Source organism: Aeromicrobium sp. 636, from assembly GCF_024433585.1.
Classification (GTDB): Bacteria; Actinomycetota; Actinomycetes; order Propionibacteriales; family Nocardioidaceae; genus Aeromicrobium; species Aeromicrobium senzhongii.
The window spans coordinates 621370-646993 of record NZ_WNJU01000002.1 but is presented as its reverse complement, the minus strand read 5'-3'; the positions used below and the strand labels follow the sequence as shown (position 1 = coordinate 646993).

Sequence of the window (25624 nt, the reverse complement as noted above, 5' to 3'; positions counted from 1 at the left end):
GTTCACACCAGGCTCCTTGTCCGGACCGCGAACAGGCCCTGGGGTCGCACCTGCAGGAACAGGAAGATGAGGACGAAGATCAGCGCCTTGGCGACGCTGCCGTTGGTGGCCTGGACCAGGAACGACTGCACGATGCCCAGGCCGAAGGCGGCGATGACCGTGCCGCGGATCTGGCCGATGCCGCCCGCGACCACGACCAGGAAGACGTCGATGATGTACGACGTGCCGAGGTTGGGGCCGGTCGAGCCGACCAGCGTCAGGACGACGCCGGCGATGCCCGCGAGCCCCGATCCGATGAAGAACGTGGTGCGGTCGGCGCGCCGGGTCGAGACGCCCAGGGTCTCGGCCAGGTCGCGGTTCTGCACCGTGGCCCGGATCGAGCGGCCGAGCGAGGAGTACGTGAGCGCGGCGGTCAGCACCCCCACCGCGACGAGTGCCAGCACCGTGATGAACAGGCGGGACACGGGCCACTGATAGCCCAGGATGTCGATCTGACCGGACAGCCATGCGGGCGAGCGGACCTGCTTGGCCGGCGCACCGAAGATGTCGCGGGCCAGCTGCTGCAGGATCAGTCCGACGCCGAAGGTGACCAGCAAGGTGTCGAGCGGCCGGTGGTACATCCAGCGGATGACCGTCGCCTCCAGCAGCAGGCCCATCAGGCCCCCGACGACGAAGCCGACGGGCAGGGCCACGAGCAGCGACAGGTCGTCGGGCACGATCACCTGCACCAGGAAGGCGGTGTAGGCACCGGCCATGATGAACTCCCCGTGCGCCATGTTGATGACGCCCATCTGGCCGAAGGTGAGGGTCAGTCCCAGCGCCGCGAGCAGCAGCACCGAGCCGATCGAGATCCCCGTGAACAACGGGGTGAGGAAGACGTCCATCACTCTCCTGGAGGTCGCGCCGAAGGGTGGGCCGGTGGCCGCCGCGCCGGGGACGCGGCGGCCACCGCGGGGATCAGGACGACTTCTCGTACCAGTCGTAGCCCTCGAGGAACGGATCCGGATCGATCGGTCCGTCGGACTCCCACACCGTGTCGATCAGGCCGTTCGGCTGGACCTCGCCGATGCGTCCGGTCTTCGTGATGTGGTGGTTGTCGCCGTCGACCGTCACGGTTCCCTCAGGGGCCTCGAAGGTGACGCCGTCGGCGGCCTCCTGGATGTCGGCCACCTCGAACGACTCGGCCTTCTCGACCATCGCCTTGTAGAGGTACAGGGAGGTGTAGGCGGCCTCCATGGGGTCGGAGGTCGGCTTGTCCTTGCCGTACTTGCCCTTGTACGCCGCGACGAACGTCTTGTTGGCCGGGGTGTCGAGCGTCTGGTAGTAGTTCCAGGCCGTCAGCTGGCCCTCGAGCAGGTCGGCGCCCATCGCAGCGACCTCCTCCTCGGCGATCGAGACCGAGATGACCGGCGTCTTGGACAGACCCTTGTCGAAGTAGGCCTTGAAGAACGCGACGTTCGAGTCGCCGTTGATCGTGTTGAACACGGCGTCGGGCTTGGCCTTGGTGATCTTGTCGATCGCCGGACCCCACTCGGCCTCGCCGAGCGGCTGGTACTCCTCGCCGAGCACCTCGACGTCGTTGGCGGCGGCCCACTGCTTGATCTCGTCGTTCGCCGTACGCGGGAAGACGTAGTCCGACCCGACCAGGAAGAGCGTCTTGATCTTCTTCTGGTCCTTCAGGTACTCCAGGCCCGGCAGGATCTGCTGGTTCGTCGTGGCACCGGTGTAGAAGATGTTGTCGGACGCCTCGAGGCCCTCGTACTGGACGGGGTAGAACAGCAGATTGTCCAGGCTCTCGAAGACCGGCAGCATCGCCTTGCGCGAGGACGACGTCCACCCGCCGAAGACCGCGGCGACGCAGTCGTCCTGGATGAGCTTCTTGGCCTTCTCGGCGAAGATGTCGGGCTCGGAGGCGCCGTCCTCCTGGACGATCTCGATCTGCTTGCCCAAGATGCCGCCGTCGGCGTTGATCTCCTCGGCCGCGAGCTTCAACGAGTTCGAGACGGTCACCTCGCTGATGGCCATCGTGCCCGAGAGGGAGTTGAGGAAGCCGAGCTTCACCGAGTCCCCCGAGGTGTCGACGCAGCCGGCCGAGGAGGCGGACTCTCCGTCCTCTGACTTGGTGCCGCATCCGGCCAGGACAAGCGCTGCGGCCATGACCGCCGCGGTGCTCGTGATGAGCTTGCGTGTTTTCACCACTGGACTCCCTTTCGCCTCTGTCGACCCGGCCACGCACCCTGCGCCGCCGAGTGGGCTCGACGCTAGGCAGGGCAGATTGCCACTTACTTCCACGTGGTATTAACTGCGTGTAAACCGTCCCGTGACCCTCGTCACACCCACGACGAGGACGAACACGAGCACGCACCCGGCGATGCCCGCCCAGCCGCCGGGGTAGTCCGCCAGGGGCGATCCGGCCGTCACACTGGTGCCCGCGGTGTGGGCGAAGCCGTGCGTCCGGGCGACGTGCTCCAGTCCGTCGGGGTGCCCCGACGCGTACGCGCTGACCACTCCGGCCAGCAGCAGGCTCAGCGCGAGCGCCGCGACCAGGAACCGCCGCGAGCTCATGCGGACACCGTCCGGGCGCCCAGGTACCGGCGGGCACCGAAGACGAGATCAGGACGCGCCCACATCACGGCGGTGACCGCCGCCAGCGTGATCGCGGCCTCGCCGATGCCGATCAGGGCGTGCCAGCCGACCATCGCGCCGGCCACGGCGCCGAGGTCGACCGCGGCCGTGCCGCCGGCGGCGAACAGGCCGGTGAAGACCAGCGCGGTCACCGGGACCGAGACGAGGGCCGCCAGCGCGGCCGACAGGGGAACGGCCGCGGGACGCGGCGGCGCGAGGCGTGTGGCCGCCCGGAAGACCGCCCAGCCGACGAGCACGCCGACGACCGCCATGAGCGTGACGTTCGTGCCGAGCGCCGTGACTCCCCCGTCGGCGAAGAACACCGCCTGGACCACGAGCACCGCGGTGAGGCACAGCACCGCGGTCGCCGGACCGACGAGCACGGCGGCCAGCACCCCGCCCATCAGGTGTCCACTGGTCCCGTCCCCGACCGCGAAGTTGAGCATCTGGGCGGCGAAGACGAACGTCGCCACGAGGCCGGCCATCGGCACGCGATCGTCGTCCGGCAGCTCGCGCCGTGCGTGCCGGGTCGCCACGACCACGGCGGTCAGGGCGACGGCAGCCGTGGCGATGCTGGTCTGCGGATCGAGGAAGTGGTCGGGTACGTGCATGTCGCCTCCGGGTCACTCGCCCCCGAGCGAGGACGATGCCGGCGACGCTAGGCACGCGGGTTTTCGACGAGGGTCACTCCGCGTTACAGCAAGGTTTCATCTGGAAGGATCCCGCCGCGGCGGGCGAGATCTGTAGCGCTACGCACGTTCTGAGGGCGAAAAAGGTACGGAACGCTACACATCTCGGTCGGCGGGGACGACCAGGGCGCCGGTCTGGACGTTCCAGAGAGCGGCGTAGGCGCCGCCCGCGCTCACCAGCTCGTCGTGCGTGCCCGCCTCCACGATGCGCCCGGCGTCCAGCACCCAGATGCGGTGGGCGTGACGCACGGTCGAGAGCCGGTGCGCCACCACGATCGCGGTCCGGTCGCGCGTGGCGGTCTGCAACGAGACCTGGATCGCCGCCTCGGTCTCGTTGTCCACCGCGCTGGTGGCCTCGTCGAGGATCAGCACAGCAGGGTCCCGCAGCAGCGCCCGGGCGAGCGCCAACCGCTGACGCTGCCCGCCGGACAGCGTCACGCCACGCTCGCCGACCCACGTGTCGTACCCCAGCGGCAGGGCCTCGACGAATCCGTCCGCGGCCGCCTGCTGCGCGGCACGGCGGATCTCGTCGCGACTCGCCCCGGGGCGACCGTAGGCGATGTTCTCGGCGATCGTGCCGGCGAACAGGAAGACGTCCTGCGAGACGTAGCCGATCGACCCGCGCAGCGACTCCCACTCCAGCTCGCGCAGGTCGCGCCCGTCCAGGCGCACCTCGCCGGCGCGAGGATCGTCGAAGCGCAGCATGAGACGCAGCAACGACGACTTGCCCGCGCCGGTCGGACCGACGATCGCGTGGGTCTGGCCGGCCGGGACCACGAGGTCGATCCCGTGCAGCACGTCCGGGCCGTCGGCATAGCCGGCACGCACGCCCGACAGTTCGAGCCGGCCCGTCACCGGCGTCGGCAGCGCCACCGTGCCAGCGGGCACGTCGATCGGCTCGTCGAGCAGGGCCAGGATCCGCGCGGTCGAGGCGCGGCCGCGCTGGTAGAGGTCGAGCATCTCGGCGATCTCGGTCAGCGGCCACAGCAGGCGCTGGGTCATGAACACGAGGACCGAGTACAGCCCGACCTCGAGCTCGCCGTTCAGCGTCGCCCATCCGCCGAACAGCAGGGTGCAGGTGAACCCGACGAGGATCGCCAGACGCACGAGCGGCACGAACGCGGCCGACGACGCGATCGCGGCGACGTTGGCCTCGCGGTACGCGGCGGACGCCGCCTCGACGCGATCGCGCTCGCGGTCCTCGGCGGTGAACGCCTTGATCGTCGTGATCCCGCCCAGGTTCGCGCCGATCAGGGCGGACAGCTCGGAGACGCGCTCGCGCACGGCCGCATAGAGCGGCTCGAGCCGGCGCTGGAACCACAGCGAGCCGAAGACGATCAGCGGGATGGGCAGGAACGCCAGCAGGAGCAGCTCCCAGGACGCCACCGCGAAGACGGCACCGACGAGCACGATGTTCAGTGCGGTCTGCAGCAGAGCCGGCGCCCCGATGTCGAGGAACCGCTCGAGCTGGTTCACGTCGTCGTTGACGGTGGCCAGCGTCGCACCCTGGGGGCGCGCCTCGTGCCAGTGGACGTCGAGACGCTGGGCGTGGTCGTACGCCTCGACCCGCAGGTCGTGCTCGACGGCCTGGGCCAGCCCGCGCCACGTGACGGCCGCGAAGTACTGCGACGCCGACTCGACCACCCACACCCCGGCGTTGATCGCAGCCAGCCAGCCCAGTTGCGCGAACCGCGACTCGACGCCGAGCACCTCGGCGACGAAGGACCCCTCTCCCCGGACCACGACGTCGACGGCAGCGCCGATGAGCAGCTCGGGGACGACGTCGGCGATCTTGTTGACGACCGAGAGCACCACGGCCAGCACCAGTCGGGGCCGATAGCGGCCGTACCGGCGCCACAGCTCCTCCAGCGGCGCGCGCTCCACCCGCGCCGCCTCCCGTCCCGCCGTCATCCCTCGGGCTCCTCGAACCGGGGCAGCCGCCAGTGCCAGCGGATCGCGGCCACCCGGATGAGCAGCACCAGGGCGACGGCGGTCGCCGCGGCGAAACCGCTGGGCACCTCGGTCTCGCGCAGCACGGTGTAGGCCACACCCCCGGCGATCGAGGCCAGGGCGTAGATCTCGCCGACGAGCACCAAGGGCTTGCGCCGCACCAGGACGTCACGGATCACGCCGCCACCGGCACCCGTGATGACACCGAACATCACGGCGATCCACGGCCGGACGTCATGGGCGAGGGCGATCGACGTGCCCGTGACGGTGAACGCCGCCAGTCCGATGGCGTCGGCGTAGAGGACGGTGCGCCGTGTGTCGAGCTTCGACTGGGGGTGCACGGTGGCGACCACCAGGACGACCACCGACGTCACGCACGCGACGATCAGCAGATCGGGCTCGCGCACCCACCAGATCGGATGGATCCCCAGCAGGAGATCACGCAGGGTGCCACCGCCCACCGCGACCACGACCGCGAGCACGCCGACTCCGAGCCAGTCCATCCCCGCTCGCACCGCCGCGTACCCGCCCGAGACCGCGAAGGCCACGGTGCCGATCACCTCGGCGACGCGGAAGAGGTCATCGTTCACGGGTTCCACGGTAGGGGGCGACCTGCGCAGTAGCGTGCGCAGCATGGTCCGCATCCAGCGACGCGCCGATCACGAGGCCCGCGTCCTCGCCGCCCGGTGGCCGGCGCTGGCCGCCTTCAGCCTGCTGGTCCTGACCACGCAGGCCCTGTGGCTGACCTTCGCTGCCATCACCCCGCAGAGCGCTCAGCACCTCGGGGTGTCCGAGGGGGCCGTGGGCGACCTCGCGGTCGTCAACGCCGCGGCCTTCGTGCTGCTCGCGATCCCGGCCGGGCGCTGGATGGACCGCTCGTACGAGCGGGCGCTCGCGGCGGGAGCGCTGTTCACCGCGGCGGGCGCCATCGTCCGCGCCGTCGATCCCTCGTCCTACCCGACGATCCTCGCCGGCCAGGTGGTGATGTCGATCGGCCAGCCGCTGGTGCTCAACGCACTGACGAAGATCGCCGCGCGGCACTTCCCGCCGCGTGAGCAGACGCTGGCCATCTCGGTCGCCGCCGGTTCCCAGTACGCCGGGATCCTCGTCGCGGTGCTGACGTCGTCGTGGCTCGTGGACGTCGGCGGCTTCCGTGGCCTGCTCGTCGCCCACGCCGCCCTGGCCACGGTGGCAGCGGCCGCCGTGCTGGCGAGCCTACGACTGGCTTCGCACCCGACCGACGCGCTGGGCCCGGTCCGGCTCGGCCGGCTGCGCTCCGACCCCCTGATGTGGAAGCTGGCGGCGCTGCTGTTCCTCGGCTTCGGCATCTACAACGGGGTGGCGACGTGGCTCGACGCGATCCTCGTCGACCTCGGGCATCCGGGGCTCGCGGGTCCGGCCATCGCCACGATGACACTGGCCGGCGTGGCCGGAGCGGCGATCCTTCCCAGCCTCGCGGCCGCGCGGGACGCCCGGCGGGCCGTGGCCGTCCTGGCCACGGCAGCCCTGGCCGCGGTCATGCTCACGCTGGCGGCCACGCAGCCCGTGTGGCTCGTGTACGGCGCGCTCGCCCTGTTGGGATTCCTGTTGATGGGCACCCTGCCCGTGGTGCTCGACTGGTCCGAGCGGCATGCCGGCCCGACGCTCGCCGGCACGGTGACGGGACTGTTGCTGCTCGCGGGAAACCTCGGCGCCGTGTTCGTGGTCCTGACCGTGCAGGTCGCGATCGCCGACCCCGTCGCCGCTCTCGTGGTGATGGCGCTGTGGGCCGTCCCGGGACTGGCCGTGGCATGGTCCCTGCCGCGCACGGCCGGGCCGCACCTCACGACCGAGTGAACCAGGGGGCGGACAGTGCCGTGCCCCCGCGATCGGGGGGTGTGGCGGGGGCACGGACTCACTGACAGACACGGCTCGGCTGGGGGACCGAGCGTTTCCCTCCCGGCTGGCTCGAGTGGTGTGAGCTCGAGGCGCCAGGACAAAACTACACGCGCGGCACAGCAGTGCGTCGCGTTTCCGCGGATTTCGTCAGAAGTCGGTGTCACCTGCGATTCCAGCGCGAATCGCGGGTCTTCTCACAGGGGGCGCAGGACCGCCGTGTGGATCGTCACGACCGGGTCCACGAGGCCGGCCAGGCGGAGCCGGCGGCGCGGGGGTGTGCGGCGGATCTGGCGGGCGAAGAGCTCCTCCGTCGCGCCGATCGCGCCGACGACCTCCCACTCCGTGGGGATCCGCACGGAGGCACCGGCGGCCGCGGCGAGCCCGGCGACCCGGGCCAGGCTGCGGGCATGGCGGTCGACGACCCGGTCGCGCTGCTGCCCCAGCCGCTCGCCGGCCCCGTGGACCTCGACCAGATAGCTGCGGGCGAACGTCGGGCGGGCCTCGAGACTGTGGGCCAGTGCCTGGACACCCAAGGCGATGCGGTCCTGCCACGCAGAGTCCGGCGTCGTCGCGGCTCGCTCCCGGATGACCTGCACGAGCTGCTCGCTGATCGCCTCGTGTGCCGCGGCGAACGACTCCTCCTTGCCGGCGAACCACTGGTAGAACGTCGTGCGCGAGATCCGCGCCCGCGCCGTGATGCCGGCGACGGTCGTACGGGCGTAGCCGACCTCGGCGACCTCGTCGGTGACGGCCTGCATGATGCGGGCCCGGTGGGCGGCGCCCACCTCGGCCTCCGACAGGGCCGCCCGGCCCCGCGGCAGGCCGGCCCGGTCGGGCAGCAGGCTCAACGTCTCGGCGGGCACCGGGACAGGGTAGCGGCGGCCGACCTCCGTCGTCCCCGCTTTCCCACCAGCCTCATACGAGCAACGATTCGTTGTCCTCGAGCAGCGATGGCGCAAGGTTCCACCGCTGAAGCCGCAAGGAATGTTCGTTGTTGCCACCGGGTTCGCTGCGTAGCGTGGGCGCCATGAGCCTCGTCCCCTTCCTCGACGTCGCCGGCACCGCCCGATGGATCCGCCGCGACGGCGCCGAGACGATCATCGCCGCCCTGACCGATGCCGTCGAGAGCGACTTCCGGCGCTGGCCGGTCTTCGACAAGACGCCGCGCGTGGCCTCGCACTCCCGCGACGGCGTGATCGAGCTGATGCCCACGAGCGACGGCGAGTCCTACGGGTTCAAGTACGTCAACGGCCACCCCTCGAACCCCGCCCGCGGGATGCAGACCGTCACGGCCTTCGGCGTCCTGGCACAGGTCGCCTCGGGCTACCCCACCTTCGTCGCCGAGATGACGCTGCTGACGGCCCTGCGCACGGCGGCGACCTCGGCGATGGCCGCGCGGCACCTCGCGCGCCCCGATGCCGCCGTCATGGCGATGATCGGCACCGGGTCCCAGGCGGAGTTCCAGGCGCTCGGCTTCCGCGCGGCCCTGGGTGTCCGGAGCCTGCGGATCTGGGACGTCGACGCGGCGGCCATGGCCAAGTTCGTGCGCAACGTCGAGCCGCTCGGCTTCACGGTGCACGTGGCCTCGAGCGCCGCGGACGCCGTCCGGGGCGCCGACGTGATCACGACCTGCACGGCCGACAAGCAGCGTGCCGCCGTGCTGACCGACGACATGGTGGCCCCCGGGGTCCACATCAACGCGATCGGCGGGGACTGCCCCGGCAAGACCGAGCTCGACCCGACGATCCTGCACCGGGCCGACGTGTTCGTCGAGTACGAGCCGCAGACCCGCGTCGAGGGTGAGATCCAGGCCGTCGCGCCCGACTTCCCCGTGACCGAGCTCTGGCAGGTGGTCGGCGGCGAGGCAGCGGGGCGCCGCGACGCCTCGCGCGTCACGGTGTTCGACTCGGTCGGGTTCGCCGTCGAGGACTTCGCCGCCCTGACGTTCGCCCACCGGGCGGTCGCCGGCACCGACCTGGTCTCGTGGCTGGACCTGATCGCCGATCCGGCCGACCCCAAGGACCTGTTCGGTCTCGTCGCCGAGGCGGGCATCGCCCTCTCCCCCGCGAGCTGATCCCCGCCCGGGGGTTGACCCCGGGCACCGGCGGGGCTAACGTGCAACCAAATGGTTGTAGATACAGACACCGAGCTGACCGACGACGAGATCGACCGGATCTTCCACGCTCTCGCCGACGCCACCCGACGCGACATCGTCCGACGCACGCTGGTCGGCGAGGCCTCCGTCTCGCGGCTGGCCGAGTCCTACGACATGTCGTTCGCCGCCGTGCAGAAGCACGTCGCGGTCCTGGAAGGAGCTGGTCTCGTGACCAAGCATCCGCAGGGCCGAGAACGTCTGGTTCGCGGCAATCCCGACACGATCGCCCGGGCCCAGCGCCTGCTCGACGACCTCGAGCTCCTCTGGCGCTCGCGCGTCGAGCGACTCGACGCCCTCCTGGCCGAAGACCCCTCCTGAAAGGCACTCCGATGCCCATCACCTCCGTGTCCAAGGACACCGACGACCTCACCTTGACCGTCGTCGCCGAGTTCCCCGTGCCGGTGCGCCGGCTCTGGGACGCCTACGCCGACCCCCGCCTGCTCGAGCGGTTCTGGGGACCGGTCGAGTACCCCGCCACCTTCAGCCGCCACGACATGTTCCCCGGCGGCGAGTCGCACTACGTCATGACCGGTCCCGAGGGCGACACGAGCCCCGGCTACTGGAGGTTCCTGTCCTTCGACGAGGGCAAGGGCTTCGAGGTCGAGGACGGCTTCTGCACCGAGCCGGGCGTACCCGACACCTCCATGCCCGCCATGCGGATGACGTTCGCCTTCGAGGAGGTCGGCGACGGCTCCCGCGTCACCACGACGACGTGGTTCGCCTCGCTCGAGGACCTCGAGAAGCTCATCGGCCTGGGCATGGACGAGGGCCTGAAGTCCGCGATGGGCCAGATGGACGCGGTCCTGGCCGACCTCGCCTCCTACGCCGCCGGCTCCGGCACCACCGTCGAGCTGCTCGACGACACGCACGCGCGGGTCTCACGGGTCGTCCGCGGCACCGTGGACCAGGTGTGGCACGCCCACCACGATCCCGAGCTCATGCGTCGCTGGATGCTGGGCCCGGACGGCTGGGTCATGTCCACCTGTGACGTCGCGACGGAGGTGGGCGACACCTACCGCTACGAGTGGGAGCAGGAGGACGGGTCCAACGGGTTCGGCTTCACCGGCGAGCTGCTCGAGGAGCAGCCGCCCCTGCGGTCCGTGACGACCGAGCGGATGATCGGCATGGACAACGAGGGCGTCCGCAACGAGCTGACCCTCAGGCCGGTCGAGGGCGGCACGCTCGTGTCGACCGTGATGACCTTCCCGAGCCGGGAGCTGCGCGACCAGATCCTCGGCACCGGCATGGCCGAGGGCATGGAGATCAGCTACGCCCGGCTCGAGCAGGACGTGCTCGTCCCCGCCTGAGCGACGCCCCTCACCGCAGCCGCAGCGGCACCGCTGCGGCTGCGACGAGGCCGGAGCCGAGGATCAGCAGGCTCGCCCCCAGCGCGGGCGACGACCCGACGAACCCGGCGAACACCACCGCTCCGAGGGCCATCGCGAAGGCGTCCGCGAGCGCGTCGTTGAGCTGCAGGTACGACGAGACCCGCCCCGCCTCGCCGCCCTCGGCGGTGGCGAGCGCGACCACCGAGAGCGTCGAGAACGCCATCCCGATACCGAATCCCGCACACGTCCACGCCACGACGGGGACGAAGAGCGGGACGCCCGAGATCCCGACGGTCGCCGTGCTCGCCACGGCCACCGCGACGACGGCGGTCCCGATCCGGATCCGGAGCAGCTCGTCCCTCAGCGCAGGCACGCGAGCGGCGGCCTGCGCGCCGAGGCACCAGGCGACCGCCGCGGCCGTCAGCACCAGGCCGGCGCGCGAGAGCGAGAGTCCCCGCTCGGTCGTCAACAGCAGCGGCAGGTAGACCTCGGCGCCGGCGAACGACGCGCCCAGCAGCCCTCGGGCCACGAGCACGGCCGGCAGCCCGGGGCGGGCCCGCCACGTGCCGGGAGGCAGCAGTCGTCCCGCGGCCAGCAGGGCGACGGCCAGGCCGGCCCCCACCGCCGCGAGCCACGCGTCGAACTGACGCTGGCCGCCGAGAGCCAGGGACGCGACGCCGGCGGCCGCCAGGACGGCCCACCCCAACCGGCGCCGGTCGACTCCCGCCGAGGACTCCCCCGGCTCCGCCGTCGCCGATCGCACGAGCCACCACGCGCCGAGTGCCACGACCGGGACCGCCAGGAAGACCCACCGCCACCCCAGGAGATCCGCGACGATCCCCGCGAGCAGGGGTCCCACCAGCGCGGGCAGGACCCAGGCGGCGGTGAGGATCGCGAACACGCGAGGGCGGAGTGCCACGGGGTACGACTCGGCGATCACGACGTAGAGCGCCACCCCCATGACACCCCCGCCCAGGCCGTGGACGAGCCGCCCGACGAGGAAGACCTCCATCGACGGCGCGAGCCCGGCGATCACGACACCGGCGCAGAACACGACCACGCCGACGACCAGGGCCCGCGCCGAGCCGTGCCGGTCGATCCAGTCGCCGGCGACCGACAGGGCCACGACCGAGGCGGCCACGGGAGCGGCGAACGCCAGCGCGTACAGCGAGAGGCCACCGAGGTCGCGGGCCACCTCGGGCATCACCGTCGCGACGGCGAGGGCCTCGAAGGCGAACAGGAAGGCGAGCGAGAACACGCCGACGGTCGTCCGCAGATGGGGCCGGGCCCAGGGAGATCCGGGCGGCGCCGTTCGTAGGGCGCTGCTCACCGGAGCCGCAGGTTGATGACCGCGGCGGCGATGAAGCGGTCCTTCTCCTCGGGCCGGATGCGGCCGTCGATCAGGCGGGAACGGGTGGACGGCAGGGGGCGGACGCGGCGGGAGCGCGGCGGCTTGGGCTGGAGCATGTACTCAGCCAACAACCTCAACTAAGGTTGAGGTCAATGCCTGATCTCCTCACCCCGTCGCAGGTCGCCGCCCGCGCCGGCGTCACCGTCTCGGCGCTGCACTTCTACGAGCGCGAAGGTCTCATCACGTCCACCCGCAGCGCGGGAAACCAGCGCCGGTACACCCGCGACGTCCTGCGCCGGATCGCCTTCGTCCGCACGTCGCAGCGGGTCGGGATCTCGCTCGCCGAGATCCGCGAGGCGCTCTCGACGCTGCCGGTCGACCGGGCGCCGTCCAAGGCCGACTGGTCGCGGCTGTCCCGGCGCTGGCGGACGTCGCTCGACGAGCGGATCGCCCGCCTCCAGCGCCTGCGCGACGACCTCGACGGCTGCATCGGCTGCGGCTGCCTGTCGCTCAAGAAGTGCCGGCTGCGCAACCCCGACGACGCCCTGGCCACCGAGGGTCCCGGCCCTCGCCTGCTCGACCCCTCCTGAGCCCACCGCTCAGACAGCCCTGCGCTCAGACGTTGCGGCGGTACTGTCCCCCGACCTCGAAGAACGCCTCGGTCACCTGCTGCAGCGTGCACACCCGAGCCGCGTCCATCAGGACGGCGAACACGTTCTCCTGGCTCATGGCTGCCTGCTTGAGCCGGGCCAGGGCGGCCTCGGCCTCGCCGCGGTGGGCCTGGCGGAACTCGTGCACGCGACGGAGCTGGGACTGCTTCTCCTCGTCCGTGCCCCGCGCCAGCTCGAGCTTCACCGCCACCTCGTCACCCGCGGGATTGCGGAACGTGTTCACGCCGACGATGGGCAGGGAGCCGTCGTGCTTGCGATGTTCGTACAGCATCGACTCGTCCTGGATCCGGCCACGCTGGTAGCCCGTCTCCATCGCGCCGAGGACTCCTCCACGCTCGCTGATCGCCTCGAACTCGCGCAGCACGGCCTCCTCGACCAGCTCGGTCAGCTCGTCGATGACGAACGAGCCCTGCAGCGGGTTCTCGTTCATCGCCAGGCCCCACTCCCGGTTGATGATCAGCTGGATCGCCAATGCCCGGCGCACGGACTCCTGCGAGGGGGTCGTGACCGCCTCGTCGAACGCGTTGGTGTGGAGGCTGTTGGCGTTGTCGTAGATCGCGATGAGCGCCTGCAGCGTCGTGCGGATGTCGTTGAAGTCCATCTCCTGCGCGTGCAAGGAGCGTCCCGACGTCTGCACGTGGTACTTCAGCTTCTGGCTGCGCTCGCCAGCGCCGTACCGCTCCTTCATGGCGATCGCCCAGATCCGCCGCGCGACCCGGCCGAGGACCGAGTACTCCGGGTCCATGCCGTTGCTGAAGAAGAACGACAGGTTGGGCGCGAAGTCGTCGATGTCCATGCCGCGGGCGAGGTACGCCTCGACGTACGTGAACCCGTTCGCCAGGGTGAACGCCAGCTGACTGATGGGGTTCGCCCCGGCCTCGGCGATGTGATAGCCCGAGATCGACACGGAGTAGAAGTTGCGGACCCCCTGGTCGATGAACCACTGCTGGACGTCGCCCATCATCCGCAGGCTGAACTCGGTCGAGAACAGGCACGTGTTCTGCCCCTGGTCCTCCTTGAGGATGTCGGCCTGGACCGTGCCGCGGACGTTCTGCAGCGCGAAGGTCCGCAGCTGGGCGTACTCGGCCTCGTCCGGCTCGCGGCCCTCGCGCTCGCGGAACGCGTCGACCTGCTGGTCGATGACGGTGTTGAGGAAGAACGCCAGCACGGTCGGTGCCGGCCCGTTGATCGTCATCGAGACGCTCGTCGTGGGCGAGACGAGGTCGAACCCGTCGTACAGCGCCCGCATGTCCTCCACCGTCGCGACCGAGACGCCCGACGTGCCGACCTTGCCGTAGATGTCCGGCCGCGGATCGGGGTCACGCCCGTAGAGCGTGACCGAGTCGAACGCCGTCGACAACCGGGTGGCCGGCTGTCCCTCGCTGAGCAGCCGGAAGCGGCGGTTCGTGCGGAAGGGGTCGCCCTCGCCGGCGAACATCCGCGCCGGGTCCTCGTTGTCCCGCTTGAACGTGAAGACGCCCGCGGTGAACGGGAAGAACCCCGGCAGGTTCTCGCGCCGCCAGAACCGGACGAGATCGCCGTGGGAGCGATAGCGGGGCAGGCTGACGCGGCGGACCTGGTTGCCCGAGAGCGTCTCGCGCACCAGATCGAAGCGCAGTTCGCGGTCGCGCACCGTCACGACCTGGGCGTCGCCGGAGTACGACTCCACGACCGACGGCCAGGCCTCGAGCGCCTCGCGGACCGCAGCCGGCAGCTCCTCGCGGGCCCGGCGGGCCGCCTCCGCGAGGCCCGGGACGTCCGGCAGCTCGGTGGCCGCCGCCGCGAGGTGCTGGGCCCGGTCGGCCAGGTCGGCCCACCGCTCGGTCTCGTCGTGGTGGTCGCGGATCGTCTCGGCGATCTCGGCGAGATACCGCACCCGCTGCGCAGGAACGACGTGGTTCTCGTCGCCGGTGTGGCGCACGTCCACCGCGGGCAGGACGCCGGGTTCGAGCCCCAGCACGGTGCGCACCTCCTGGTAGAGCGCGGTGACACCCTCGTCGTCGAAGTGCGCCGCCGAGGTGCCGAAGACCGGCATGTCCTGCGGCTGCTTCCCGAAGGCCTCGCGGTTGCGGACCAACTGCCGGCCGACGTCACGCAGGGCGTCCTTGGCACCGTGACGCTCGAACTTGTTGATGGCGACGACGTCGGCGAAGTCGAGCATGTCGATCTTCTCCAGCTGGGTCGCGGCCCCGAACTCGGGCGTCATGACGTACAGGGACGCGTCGACGTACGGCAGGATGCCCGCATCGCCCTGGCCGATCCCGGGCGTCTCGACGATCACGACGTCGTTCCCGGCGGCCTTGAACACCGCGATCACGTCCGCGAGATGCTCGGGCACCTCGTGACTGCCCCGGGTCGCGAGCGACCGGAACGAGACCGAACCCCCGATCGCGTTCATGCGGATCCGGTCACCGAGCAGGGCGCCGCCACCCTTGCGGCGCGTCGGGTCGATCGCGACCACCGCGACGCGCAGCTTGTCGCCGTGGTCGATCCGCAGCCGTCGCACCAGCTCGTCGGTGAGGGAGCTCTTGCCCGAGCCACCGGTGCCCGTGATGCCCAGGACCCGCGCCGACGAGGCCTCCGCACCCCGGCGGACCCCCTCGTCCAGCTCGGGGCCGAGTCGCCCGCTCTCGGCCGCCGTCACGGCGCGCGCCACGGCCGAGGGGTCGCCCGCCAACACCGCCTCGGCACTCGGCAGGCCGTGGTCGAGCAGGTCCACGTCGCACGACTCGATGAGCGTGTTGACCATCCCCACCAGCCCGAGCCGCTGTCCGTCCTGCGGACTGAAGATCGTGACACCCGCGCTGCGCAGTCGCTCGATCTCGCCGGGGACGATGACGCCGCCCCCGCCACCGAAGACCCGCACGTGCCCCGCGCCTCGCTCGGCCAGCAGCTGGACCAGGTACTCGAAGTACTCGACGTGCCCGCCCTGGTAGGAGCTGACGGCGACGCCCTGGACGTCCTCCTCGACGGCCGCGTCGACGATCTCGGCGACCGAGCGGTTGTGCCCCAGGTGGATCACCTCAGCGCCCTGGCTCTGCAGGATCCGCCGCATGATGTTGATGCTGGCGTCGTGCCCGTCGAACAGGCTGGAAGCCGTGACGAAGCGGACCGGATGGACGGGTACGTGCATGGCGACCTCAGCATTACTAGGATGTCCTAGTAATATAGCCGGAGTGAGCCACGTCACCAAGGCATGACGAGATGGCGTTCTGTGCTCATCGGTGGAACGGTCGGCGCCCCTGTCCGAGGGGGGAGGCAGGGGCGCCGACCCGACGGGGCCCGAATCGGGGGTTTCGGGCCGCACCGTCCCCGCAAAAGTACACCGTCGGTACACATGGGCCGCGTGAGGCGCGAGCAAGCGCGCAGGCCGGGATCAATCGGCGCGGACGACGCCCAGGAGCAGTTCGGTGAACGGCTCGACGGCGCTGGACAGATCGAGGCCCTCCTCGCGCCCGCGCTGGCGGCGGACCGCTCGCGACACGAGCTCGTCGAACGCTCCGACCAGACCGCGCAGGACGTCACGCGACGGCACGCGCAGCGAGCCGTCGCGCGCCGAGACCTTCGCCAGCTCGTGCATGATCTCGACGTGCCGGTCGAGCATCTGCTCGCGCTGGGTGGCCAGCCGCTCGCCCGCGGTCTTGATCTCGACGAAGAAGCAGATGGCGAAGGTCGGCTCGGCCTCGAGGACCTCGACGTAGCCGCGCACGAGTCGACGGATCCGGTCGTGGAAGTGCAGGTCGCGCAGGCGCAGGGTCGGCTTCCAGATCCGGGTCAGCGACAGGTCGGTGGCGTTCCAGTGGGCCGCGGCGAACGCGTCCTCCTTGTCCGTGAACGTCTCGTAGAAGGAGGTGCGGGAGACGTGGGCGCGGCGGGTGATCCGGGCGACGGTCGTGCCGGCGTAACCGCAATCGGCCACCTCGTCGAGGGTGGCCTGCATGATCCGCCCGCGGCGCGACTCCTCGACCACCGACTTCGGCAGCGCCGATCTCCCGCGCGGGAGCGCCATCCGCTCGGGCAGCAGGCTCAGCAGGCCGTCGTCACGCGACGGCGCGTCCCCCCGTTCGGAGCCGGCCATGATCAGGCCCGCACCCGGACGCGGCTACAGCCCTGCGCCGTCTTCTCGACCGCCAGCTGGGCGGGGATGCGTTCCTTCATCGTCTCGACGTGGCTGATCAGACCGATCGTCCGGCCGTTCTGGCGCAAGGAGTCGAGGGTCTCCATCGCCACGTCCAAGGTCTCGGCGTCCAGGGAGCCGAACCCCTCGTCGATGAACAGCGTGTCGAGGGTGATGCCCCCGGCTCGGTTCGTCACGACCTCGGCCAGGCCCAGCGCCAACGCCAGGGACGCGAGGAACTTCTCGCCGCCGGAGAGGGACTCGGGCGTGCGGGAGACGCTGGTGTACTGGTCGCGGACGCGCACCTCGAGGCCGCCGTTCGACCCCCGCGTGGCGATCGCGTCGCTGCGCTCGAGGGCGTAACGACCCGACGACATGGCGTGGAGGCGGACGTTGGCCGCGGCCACGATCTGTTCCAGCTCGACGCCCAGGACGTAGCTCTCGAGCCGCATCCGGCGCGTGTTCGGTGACTCGCCGTGCAGCGATCGGGCCAAGCGGTCGACGACCTGGAAGTCGGCGCGTGCCTGAGCGTTCCGACCCCAGGCACCGCGGATCGCCGCGGCCAGGTCGTGCGACGTCCTGGCGCAGCTCTCGGCCGCGCCGCAGCGCTTGGAGGCCGCCTCGCAGGCCGCCTTGGCCTCGGCATGGGCCGCCCGGGGACCGTCGACGTCGACGGGCTCGGCGGGCAGGTCCTGCAGTTCGGGGGCCGCGAGCGTCTCCTCGGCCCCGGCCAGCGCGCGGTCGTGGGCCTGGATCCGCCGGGTGAGCTCGGTGATCGTGCGCTCGTCGGTCCGTGCCGCCAGGAAGGACGGTGCGTCGTCGAATTCGTGGTGCCGCAGCGAGCTCTCGAAGGCCTCGCGGCACTCGGCGAGCCGCTGGCGGGCGGCGGCGTCGGCGGCGCGCGCGTCGATGAGCGCGGTCGCGGCCTCGACGTGACGGGTCAGCACGGCGATCCGCTCGACGACCGACCCGGCGTCGGCGCGGGCCTCCTCGACCCGGCTGGCGAGCCGGTCGATCCGCTGTCCCACGTGCTCGGAACGCTGCTCGAGCTTGGCGCGGCGCACGCCGAGAGTCGTGACCTCGGTGTCGATGCGCTGCCTGGCGGTGCGCGACGCCTCGCGCTCCTGCGCGGCCCGCTCCACCTCGGACACCGTCGCACGAGCGTCGGTGACGAGCACCGTCAGCTCGTCGGCCCCGCGGACCTGCGCCCAACCCTCGAGGGTGGTGCGCAGTGCCACGACCCGTTCGGCGGCCTCCCGGGCCCGGCGTTCCGCCTCGTCCAGCACCTCTTGGGCGCTCTCGAGCATCGCCTCGGTGACCGGCTCGCCCGGAGCCCGGGCCGGCTCGGGGTGGTCGGCCGAACCGCACACGGCACAGGCCTGGCCGTCGACGAGCTCGGCCGCCAACGTCCCGGCGTACTCGGCCAGCCGGCGCTCGCGGAGCCGGTCGAGATCGGTGGACGCGGCGGTGCGGGCCTGGCCCCGACGCAACTGCTCGACCTCGGCCTCGGCGAGAGCCGCACGGGTCCGGTCGCGCTGGGCGGCCAGGTCGAGCTCCTCCAGGAGCCGGTCGAGCACGCTCTGGGCCTGGTCGACCGTGATCTCGACCGGTGCGGTCAGGACCGCGTCGTGCGCGAGAGCCTCCTCGGCCAGCTCGTCGGCGCGACGGGCAACGACCTCGAGCTGGTGTCCGAGCGTCTCGGCCTCGTCACGCAGGCGCTCGAGCTCCTGCTCATCGGCCAATCGGTCGCGCAGGACCGCGAGCTGCGACGTCGCCTCGTCGCGGTGGGTGACCAGATCGGCCGGCACCGGACCGGGCACCGCCTCGGCGAAGCGCGCCGCCGCCTGGTCGAGCGCGACCGCGGCCGCATCGGCCCGCTGGGTCGAGGAGAGCACGCCGGCGTGCACGAGGTCGACGGACTGGGCGGCCAGGGCGAGGTCGCGTCGGCGCCGGTCCGCCTCGATCACCGGGCGCTCGGCCATCAACCGGGCGAGCTGCTGATCGGCCTCGGCCCGGCGCCGCTGCTTGTCGGCGAGGCCGGTCGCCTCGTGCAGGAGCTCGTGAGCGGCCTGCACCTCCTTGTCGGCCTGCTTCAGGTCGGCGCGAGCGATCTCGAGGTCGGCGTCGTGGGCGTCGAGGACCTCGCCGAGCCAGTCCTCGTCCGGCTCCTGCGGCACCTCGCGCCCGGCGTGCTCGGCCAGCGCCGCGACCGTGGCCGCGATACCCGACTCGACCAGCGACAGCTGCTGGCGCAAGGCACCGGCGCGCTGCTGCAGGTGCGTGTCGTAGTCACGGAACCGATCGCTGCGGAACAGGGTGCGCAACAACTGCTGGCGCTCGTCGCTGGAGGCGACCAGGAACCGCTGGAACTGGCCCTGCGCCAACAGGACGACCTGCAGGAACTGATCGCAGCTGAGCGGCACGATGTGGTGCAGCTCCTCGCCCACGGTGCGCAGCTGGGACGCGACACCGACCCACTGGTCGCCCTCGCGACGTGCCAGCTCGGCCGTGGCCTTCTCGGTCGTGAAGCCGGTGCCGCGCGCCTTGGGCCGCAGGTACTCGGGCGTGCGGATGATCCGGTAGGTCTGGTCGCCGGCACTGAACACGAGCTCGACCCGGCTGGGCTCGTCGGGGGCGCAGTGGGTGCTGCGCACCTGCTTCCCGCCGGCGGTGGCATAGCGCGGTGCGGCGTCGTACAGGGCGTAGACGATCGCGTCCAGGATGCTGGACTTGCCGGCACCGGTGCGGCCGGTGATCAGGAAGATGCCGTGGTCGGCGAACCGGTCGAGATCGACCGTCTGGGTCTGGCGGAACGGACCGAAGCCCGTCATCGACACCTGGTGGATCCTCATCGCGACACCTCCCGCCCGGCAAGCTGTCCGACCAACTCGTCGAGCAGCCGCGCCTCGGCCTCGTCGGGTCCCTCGCCGTTGCGGGCGAACGCCAGGAACTCGGCCATGACCTGCTGGTCGGTGAGCGAGCCCAGCCGCTCGGGATCGGTCGGGGCCTGCGCGTCGTCGACCCGGCTGGGCCGGAAGTCCAGGACGGCACAGTGCGGGAAGCGACGCTGCAGCCGGCGCATCGGATCGTCGGGACGCGACACATCGGTGAGGATCGCGCGGACCCAGTGCTCGGCATGGACCTCGAGAGCGGGATCGGCGAGCAGCTCGTCCAGCGTGCCGGTGAGGGTGACCAGCCGCCGCGGGACGGGCAGGTCGAGCCAGTCCACCGCGCCGAGACCCTCGGCGTCGAGCGTCACGAGCCAGGCGCCACGCGGCTTGTCCTGCTCGGAGAACGACAGGTGCAGGGGCGCGCCGCTGTAGCGCACGTGCGGCGCCAAGGTGCTGCGGCCGTGGATGTGACCGAGGGCCGCGTAGGTGACGCCGTCGAACACGGGAACCGGGACGCGATCCACGCCACCGGTGGTGATGCCCCGCTCGGACTCGCAGGAGTCGCCGTCGGCGCCGGACACGAACGTGTGCGCCAGCACGACCGAACGGCCGCCGCGGGCCGCCAGGTCGGCGCGGATGTTGTCCAGTGCGAACCCGACGGCGTCCTTCTGGTGGCGGAGCTGCTGGTCGGGCCACCGGTGCCGGATGAGCGCCGGCTCGAGGTAGGCGATGCCGTAGAAGTGCACGGGGCCGTGCTCGTCCTGGATCGTGACGGGCGTGGCGTGCTCCTCGGGCGAGGTGATGACGTGGATCCCGGCCTCGCGGGCGAACGCGGCCTTGGCACCCAGCCGGGCGGGCGAGTCGTGGTTGCCGCTGGTGACGATCACCCGCGCGCCGGTGCGCTGCAGTGCCAGCAGGATCCGGTCGAGCTCCTCGACCGCGGCCGCCGACGGAGTGGACGAGTCGAAGACGTCACCGGCCACCACGACGACGTCGACCGCGTGCTCGCGGACGAGGCCGACGAGCGCGTCGAGCACCGAGGCGAGGGCCTCGGCGGTCGAGTGCTGGTGGAACGTGCGACCGATGTGCCAGTCGGACGTGTGGAGGATCTTCACGTTTCGACGGTAATCAGCCACGCCGACAATTCGGCGCAACGTGGCCGCGCGGGTCGCGACCGGCCCGCAGCGCGGTGCGGAATACGTCACACCGCGGCTGGCTAGGGTCGTGTCATGGCTATCGTCCTGCTCGTCCGACACGGTCGGTCCACCGCGAACACCTCCGGCACGCTGGCCGGCCGGCTGCCGGGCGTCCACCTCGACGACACGGGCCGCGAGCAGGTCGCCCGCACGGGCCTGCGGCTGGCCGACGCGCCCGTCGTCGAGGTCGTCACCAGTCCCCTCGAGCGCTGCCGTGAGACGGCGGCCGCGATCACCGCCCACCACGACCTCGAACCCGTGGTCGACGAGGCACTGACCGAGTGCGGCTACGGCCAGTGGCAGGGTCGCGCCCTCAAGGAGCTCGCGGACGAGGAGCTGTGGAAGACCGTCCAGCAGCACCCCTCGGCGGCCGTCTTCCCCGGGGGCGAGGGCCTGGCGGCGATGCAGGCGCGCGGCGTCGCGGCGATCCGCGGTCACGACGCGCGCATCGAGGCGGCCCACGGTCCCCAGGCGGTGTGGGTGGCGGTGTCGCACGGCGACGTCATCAAGGCCGTGCTGGCGGACGCGCTGGGGATGCACCTGGATCTGTTCCAGCGTCTGCACGTGGATCCCGCCTCGGTCTCGATCGTGCGGTACGGCACCCGCCGGCCGGACGTCGTGGCGGTCAACACCGCGGCCGGCGACCTGGCCTGGCTGCGGGGTCCGGCTCCCGCCGCCGACGCCGCGGTGGGCGGCGGCGCAGGACCGGCCTGAGCCGATCCTTCCTCACACGCGGACCGTCCGCCCCGATCGCGCCGGGCGTGGTCTGCAGCGTTGCGGATCCGCTCCTAGCATGGACCCATGGCGCAACGGGTTCATGAATTCGACTGGCCCGACCGGCTCGTGATCGGCACGGTGGGCCGCCCTGGCGAACGGTCCTTCTACCTGCAGGCGCGGACCGGCGAGCAGCTCGTCAGCGCCCTCATGGAGAAGGAGCAGTCGGCTGCGCTCGCCGAGAAGCTCGACGAGGTCCTGGACGAGTTGATGGTCCAGGACGGCAACCCCTTCAGCGTGCCGGCCGAGGCTCCGCCGGCACTCGACGACCGGGCTCCGCTGGACCAGCCCGTCGTCGAGCAGTTCCGGGTGGGCATCCTCTCGCTGGGCTTCGACCCGTCGACCGCCCAGGTGGTGATCGAGGCCTTCCCGCTGGTCGAGGACTCCCCGGAGTCCCTGCTCGAGCCGGAGTCCGACGAGCCCGCCGAGGTCTTGCACGTCCGGATCCCCGTCGGTGCCGCGCGCTCGTTCTGCAAGCGCACCCGGGAGGTCGTCGACGCCGGCCGCCCGACCTGTCCGCTGTGCTTCGGTCCGATGGATCCGGAGGGTCACGTCTGCGACCTGCCCGACGGCCTGTCGTGACGCTCGAGGGCGACCTCGAGCTCGAGGGCCGGGTCCTCCCCGCGTCCAATGCCACCTTCGTCGGCCGGATCGACGGCGTCCGCGTCGTCTACAAGCCGGTCGCGGGCGAGCGACCACTCTGGGACTTCCCCGGTGTCGTCCTGGCCCACCGCGAGATCGCCGCGCACCTCGTGTCGGAGGCGACGGGGTGGGGCGTCGTCCCGCCGACGTGGTGGGGCGAGGGACCGCACGGGCCGGGGATGCTGCAGGTGTGGCAGGAGTCCGACCCCGAGACCGAGGCCGTGACGCTCGTGCCCGCGCAGGAGCGGCCCGCGGGCTGGTGCCACGTGCTCGACGGGCTGGACGCCGAGGACCACGTGGTCTCGCTCGTGCACGAGGACTCCCCCGGGCTGCGCCAGATGGCCGTGTTCGACGTGCTCACCAACAACGCCGACCGCAAGGGCGGTCACGTCCTGGCGATGCCCGACGGCCACCGCTTCGGCGTCGACCACGGGCTGACGTTCCACGTCGAGCCCAAGCTGCGCACCGTCCTGTGGGGGTGGATCGGCCAGGAGCTGACCGAGGAGGAGGCAGCCGGCGTGCAGCGGGTCCGGGCCGCGCTCGACGGGTCGCTCGGTCAGTCCCTGACGAAGCTGCTGGGTGAGCCCGAGCTCGACGCGCTGGTCCAGCGGTGCGACCGGCTCACCGCCGAGGCCGCCTTCCCGGCTCCGTTCGGGGACATGCCTGCCGTGCCCTGGCCACCGTTCTGAGACGGAGGCCGGACACGGCGACGGCCGCCCGGGGAGCCCGGGCGGCCGTTCGGTGTGGAGCTGGTTCAGATGGTGGCCAGCTCGGCTTCCTTGGTGCTGGCGTGGCGCAGGCCCAGCAGGGCGAGCACGGCCAGGAGGGCGGCTCCGACGAAGGAGGCGATCGCGGCCAGGCCGGCGATGGTGCCCATGGTGCCGAAGGCGTAGGCGTTCAGCAGCATGCCGCGCAGGGTGTTGCCCATGAAGAGCGACTGGCGCAGCGCGGCGACCTGCTGGCCGGCCTCGGAGGCCTTCTCCTCGTCACTGAGGGCCATGAACTCGCCGCTGACCTCTTCGTAGGTGCGGTTGCCGCTGGAGGCGTTCATGTGGGCGAGGATGTAGTTGTCGGCGAAGGCCCTGGCCTCGTCACCACTGTCCAGCTTGCTGCCGGCGAAGGGCTCGAGGGCCTCGCGGTCCTTGTCGGACAGGCTCTTGAGCGCCTCACCCTCGGGCATCACGATCTTCTGCGAGACCAGCTGCGACTCGACCTGGTCTCCGATGAAGGAGCTGGCCCACGTGGCCAATCCACCGGCGACGACCAGCAGTGCGGCCAAGGCCAGTCCGGTCCACGAGATGAGCTTGTCGAATGCCGAGCGGCGCATGATTCTTCCTCCTGAGCGATGACTTCGCGGCGTTGCGTCGTCATCACTGAACTTAGTGATCGCGCTGCGGCACCGGATGAGGCGAAGGGACCCAGTTGGCCGGGCCCTTGGTCCCGGCGCACCCGTGACACGACGACGCCCGGCCCCCTCGCGGGGGCCGGGCGTCGTCGGGCGATACGGCGGGAATCGCAGTCAGGACAGCGTCTCGAACGCCGGCAGGTTGCGCTTCATGACCTTGCCCGTGGGGTTGCGGGGCAACTCGTCGAGGAACATGACCGCACGCGGCACGGCGAACCGGGCGACGTGCGCCTTGGCGTACTCGACGACCTCGTCCTTGGTCAGGGTCTCGCCCTCACGCGGGACGACGTACGCGGCGAGGCTCTGGCCCCACTGCGGGTCGGCGATGCCGGTCACGACGACGTCCTGGACCTTCGGGTGCTCGATGAGGGCGTCCTCCAGCTCGCGCGGGAAGACGTTCTCGCCACCGGAGATGACCATGTCGTCGTCACGGCCGGCCACGAACAGGCGGCCGTTCTCGTCGAAGTAGCCCAGGTCGCCCGAGTGCATGAGGCCGTCGCGGAAGTCCTTGGTCCGGCCGTCGGTGTAGCCGGCGAACATCATGGAGTTGCCCACGTAGATCACGCCGGTCTCGCCCGGGGGCAGCTCGTGGCCGTTCTCGTCGAGGACCTTGACGACCGTGTGCCACGGCACCGTCCCGGCCGTGCCGGGCGCGGCCCGCAGGTCGGCCGGCGTGGCGATCGTGACCCAGCCGGTCTCGGTCGCGCCGTAGAAGTTGTAGACCGAGTCGGTGAACGTGTCCATGAAGTGCGTGGCCAGCTCGCCGGCCAGGGCCGAGCCGCTGGACGCCGTGATCTTCAGGCTGGAGACGTCGTTGTTCTTGATGACCTCGGGGTCGGCGTCGACCAGGCGCTGCATCATCAGCGGCACCACGACGAGGACCTTGGCCTTGTACTCGGCGACGTCGCGGATGACCTGCTCGGGCACGAAGCGCCGGCGCAGGACGTAGGTCGGCACCGTGGAGAGTCCGAAGCCGAAGTTCAGCAGACCCCAGGAGTGGAACAGCGGCGCCGCCACGACGACGGTGGAGTTGCCCTCGTAGGGGATGGAGCCGAAGAACGTGAGCAGCGGCTCGAGGTTCTCGGGCTCCTTGCGCTTGGCGCCCTTGGGCAGGCCGGTGGTGCCGGAGGTGAAGATGACGATGCCGCCGGGCTTCTCGGGCTTGTCGTGGTCGGCGGCGGACTTGCCGGCGGCGAGGCCGGTGAGGGTCGGCAGGCCGTGCGTGTCGTCGTCCTCCCAGGCCACGACGAGCAGGTCGCGGTCGAGGTCGGAGGCGACCGCCAGGAACTCCTGGTCGAGGATGACCATCTTGGCGTTCTCGCGCTTGACCAGCTCGGTGAGCTGACCGCCGCTGGCCATCGTGTTGAGCAGCAGCATGCGGCCGCCCATCTGGCTGATCGCGACCATGGCGATGACCATGTGGCGGTGGTTGCGGCACAGGACCGCGATGGGGTCACCGGGCACGAAGCCCTTGTCCTTGAGCGCCTGCGTCACGCGGTTGATCGCGTTGCTGGTCTGGCGCCACGTCAGCTGACCCTTGTCGTCGATGATCGCGAGCTGGTCGGGACGGCGCGCGGCCGCGGCGGCGACGGCGGACGGGAATCCCGGACCCCACGATGCGAGCTTGCGTCCGGCCTTCACCAGCCGTACGGGGTTCTGGGCCTTCAGCAGCCCGATCCTCCGCAGCACCTTCAACTTGTATCCGAGGTCGCCCATCATCTCTCCAGATCCTGTGTGTCCCACGAGTAGTGTGACGTAGGTTACCAGCGGGTCACTTGCCCGCGGGAGTCCACGGTCCAACATGCGGTGTGGCGCACACCACATTAGCCACGGCTGTCACCCAGAGTGTAACCGTCAGTGACAGTTCGAGCGGGGAAACAGCCTCGGATTCCGGGCATTTCAGATTCCTGCGGAATGTCGCCGAAAGTCTCGTCATCTCGGCCGACTGCGCG

The 25624-nt window shown here is 71.2% G+C and carries 23 protein-coding genes; 8 read left to right on the top strand and 15 right to left on the bottom strand.

All coding sequences use genetic code 11. The features are described 5' to 3' along the window. Positions 1-2 precede the first annotated feature (2 nt). From urtB to GL325_RS09765, 6 genes are all read right to left on the bottom strand, one after another. Positions 3-884 carry an urea ABC transporter permease subunit UrtB gene (gene urtB, locus GL325_RS09790; RefSeq protein WP_187411455.1) on the bottom strand — a complete coding sequence of 294 codons (882 nt, stop codon included), beginning with the start codon at positions 882-884 and terminating at the stop codon, positions 3-5. A 73-nt stretch (positions 885-957) separates the two neighbouring features. After that, entirely contained in the window at positions 958-2196 is a 1239-nt protein-coding gene (urtA, locus tag GL325_RS09785; RefSeq protein WP_255955948.1) for an urea ABC transporter substrate-binding protein, read from the bottom strand. Positions 2197-2298: 102 nt separating this feature from the next. Further along, positions 2299-2565 carry a PDGLE domain-containing protein gene (locus GL325_RS09780; protein WP_187769417.1) on the bottom strand — a complete coding sequence of 89 codons (267 nt, stop codon included), beginning with the start codon at positions 2563-2565 and terminating at the stop codon, positions 2299-2301. After that, positions 2562-3236: an energy-coupling factor ABC transporter permease gene (locus tag GL325_RS09775; protein ID WP_187769416.1), complete on the bottom strand. Its 675-nt coding sequence runs from the start codon at positions 3234-3236 to the stop codon at positions 2562-2564. The genes GL325_RS09780 and GL325_RS09775 overlap by 4 nt, the downstream gene beginning before the upstream one ends. 174 nt (positions 3237-3410) lie before the next feature. After that, complete coding sequence (locus GL325_RS09770; RefSeq protein ID WP_187769415.1) at positions 3411-5225, bottom strand: ABC transporter ATP-binding protein; 1815 nt, start codon at positions 5223-5225, stop codon at positions 3411-3413. Next, positions 5222-5854, bottom strand: a complete 633-nt coding sequence (locus GL325_RS09765) for a trimeric intracellular cation channel family protein (RefSeq protein ID WP_187411456.1) — start codon at positions 5852-5854, stop codon at positions 5222-5224. Before GL325_RS09765 ends, GL325_RS09770 begins: the two co-directional genes overlap by 4 nt. A gap of 43 nt (positions 5855-5897) precedes the next feature. Between GL325_RS09765 and GL325_RS09760 the strand changes: the two genes are divergently transcribed. Continuing rightward, entirely contained in the window at positions 5898-7100 is a 1203-nt protein-coding gene (locus GL325_RS09760) for an MFS transporter (protein WP_187769414.1), read from the top strand. A gap of 236 nt (positions 7101-7336) precedes the next feature. On the opposite strand, the gene GL325_RS09755 is transcribed toward GL325_RS09760, so the two are convergent. After that, positions 7337-8005 (bottom strand): TetR/AcrR family transcriptional regulator, encoded by a 669-nt coding sequence (locus GL325_RS09755; RefSeq protein ID WP_187769413.1) that lies wholly within the window; start codon positions 8003-8005, stop codon positions 7337-7339. A 164-nt stretch (positions 8006-8169) separates the two neighbouring features. Between GL325_RS09755 and GL325_RS09750 the strand changes: the two genes are divergently transcribed. The 3 genes from GL325_RS09750 to GL325_RS09740 are packed head-to-tail and all read left to right on the top strand — an operon-like array spanning position 8170 to position 10604. Next, positions 8170-9216: an ornithine cyclodeaminase gene (locus GL325_RS09750; protein ID WP_187769412.1), complete on the top strand. Its 1047-nt coding sequence runs from the start codon at positions 8170-8172 to the stop codon at positions 9214-9216. Positions 9217-9267: 51 nt separating this feature from the next. Next, positions 9268-9615, top strand: a complete 348-nt coding sequence (locus GL325_RS09745) for a helix-turn-helix transcriptional regulator (RefSeq protein ID WP_154596884.1) — start codon at positions 9268-9270, stop codon at positions 9613-9615. Between the two features lie 11 nt (positions 9616-9626). Then, on the top strand, positions 9627-10604 hold the full coding sequence (locus tag GL325_RS09740) for an SRPBCC family protein (protein WP_187769411.1): 978 nt from the start codon (positions 9627-9629) through the stop codon (positions 10602-10604). Between the two features lie 10 nt (positions 10605-10614). Here the strand turns inward: GL325_RS09740 and GL325_RS09735 are convergent, their stop codons facing one another. Together GL325_RS09735 and GL325_RS09730 are read right to left on the bottom strand one after the other, a co-directional pair. After that, positions 10615-11883, bottom strand: a complete 1269-nt coding sequence (locus GL325_RS09735; RefSeq protein WP_187769410.1) for an MFS transporter — start codon at positions 11881-11883, stop codon at positions 10615-10617. A 68-nt stretch (positions 11884-11951) separates the two neighbouring features. Further along, entirely contained in the window at positions 11952-12092 is a 141-nt protein-coding gene (locus GL325_RS09730) for a hypothetical protein (RefSeq protein WP_187769409.1), read from the bottom strand. Between the two features lie 36 nt (positions 12093-12128). On the opposite strand from GL325_RS09730, the gene soxR reads away from it, so the two are divergent. Continuing rightward, positions 12129-12566 (top strand): redox-sensitive transcriptional activator SoxR, encoded by a 438-nt coding sequence (soxR, locus tag GL325_RS09725; RefSeq protein ID WP_154596879.1) that lies wholly within the window; start codon positions 12129-12131, stop codon positions 12564-12566. Between the two features lie 25 nt (positions 12567-12591). Here the strand turns inward: soxR and icmF are convergent, their stop codons facing one another. The 4 genes from icmF to GL325_RS09705 all read right to left on the bottom strand — a co-directional run bounded on the left by icmF (position 12592) and on the right by GL325_RS09705 (position 20770). Continuing rightward, the gene (gene icmF / locus GL325_RS09720; protein ID WP_187769408.1) at positions 12592-15780 is read right to left on the bottom strand and encodes a fused isobutyryl-CoA mutase/GTPase IcmF; all 3189 of its coding nucleotides are present in this window, start codon (positions 15778-15780) and stop codon (positions 12592-12594) included. A 243-nt stretch (positions 15781-16023) separates the two neighbouring features. Continuing rightward, the gene (locus GL325_RS09715) at positions 16024-16725 is read right to left on the bottom strand and encodes a TetR/AcrR family transcriptional regulator (protein WP_154596877.1); all 702 of its coding nucleotides are present in this window, start codon (positions 16723-16725) and stop codon (positions 16024-16026) included. A 2-nt stretch (positions 16726-16727) separates the two neighbouring features. Next, entirely contained in the window at positions 16728-19616 is a 2889-nt protein-coding gene (locus tag GL325_RS09710) for an AAA family ATPase (RefSeq protein ID WP_187769407.1), read from the bottom strand. Further along, entirely contained in the window at positions 19613-20770 is a 1158-nt protein-coding gene (locus GL325_RS09705) for an exonuclease SbcCD subunit D (RefSeq protein ID WP_187769406.1), read from the bottom strand. The genes GL325_RS09710 and GL325_RS09705 overlap by 4 nt, the downstream gene beginning before the upstream one ends. Before the next feature lie 114 nt (positions 20771-20884). Between GL325_RS09705 and GL325_RS09700 the strand changes: the two genes are divergently transcribed. The 3 genes from GL325_RS09700 (at position 20885) to GL325_RS09690 (ending at position 22956) form a co-directional block, all read left to right on the top strand. Continuing rightward, positions 20885-21565: a histidine phosphatase family protein gene (locus GL325_RS09700; RefSeq protein WP_187769405.1), complete on the top strand. Its 681-nt coding sequence runs from the start codon at positions 20885-20887 to the stop codon at positions 21563-21565. Between the two features lie 87 nt (positions 21566-21652). Then, positions 21653-22207 (top strand): DUF3090 domain-containing protein, encoded by a 555-nt coding sequence (locus GL325_RS09695; RefSeq protein WP_154596874.1) that lies wholly within the window; start codon positions 21653-21655, stop codon positions 22205-22207. Then, the gene (locus tag GL325_RS09690) at positions 22204-22956 is read left to right on the top strand and encodes an SCO1664 family protein (protein ID WP_187769404.1); all 753 of its coding nucleotides are present in this window, start codon (positions 22204-22206) and stop codon (positions 22954-22956) included. The genes GL325_RS09695 and GL325_RS09690 overlap by 4 nt, the downstream gene beginning before the upstream one ends. A gap of 65 nt (positions 22957-23021) precedes the next feature. Here the strand turns inward: GL325_RS09690 and GL325_RS09685 are convergent, their stop codons facing one another. Both GL325_RS09685 and GL325_RS09680 read right to left on the bottom strand, forming a co-directional pair. Then, a complete protein-coding gene (locus GL325_RS09685) occupies positions 23022-23594 on the bottom strand; it encodes a hypothetical protein (RefSeq protein ID WP_154596873.1) in 573 nt (190 codons plus the stop codon). 192 nt (positions 23595-23786) lie between these two features. Then, complete coding sequence (locus GL325_RS09680; RefSeq protein ID WP_187769403.1) at positions 23787-25388, bottom strand: AMP-binding protein; 1602 nt, start codon at positions 25386-25388, stop codon at positions 23787-23789. Between the last annotated feature and the right edge of the window lie 236 nt (positions 25389-25624).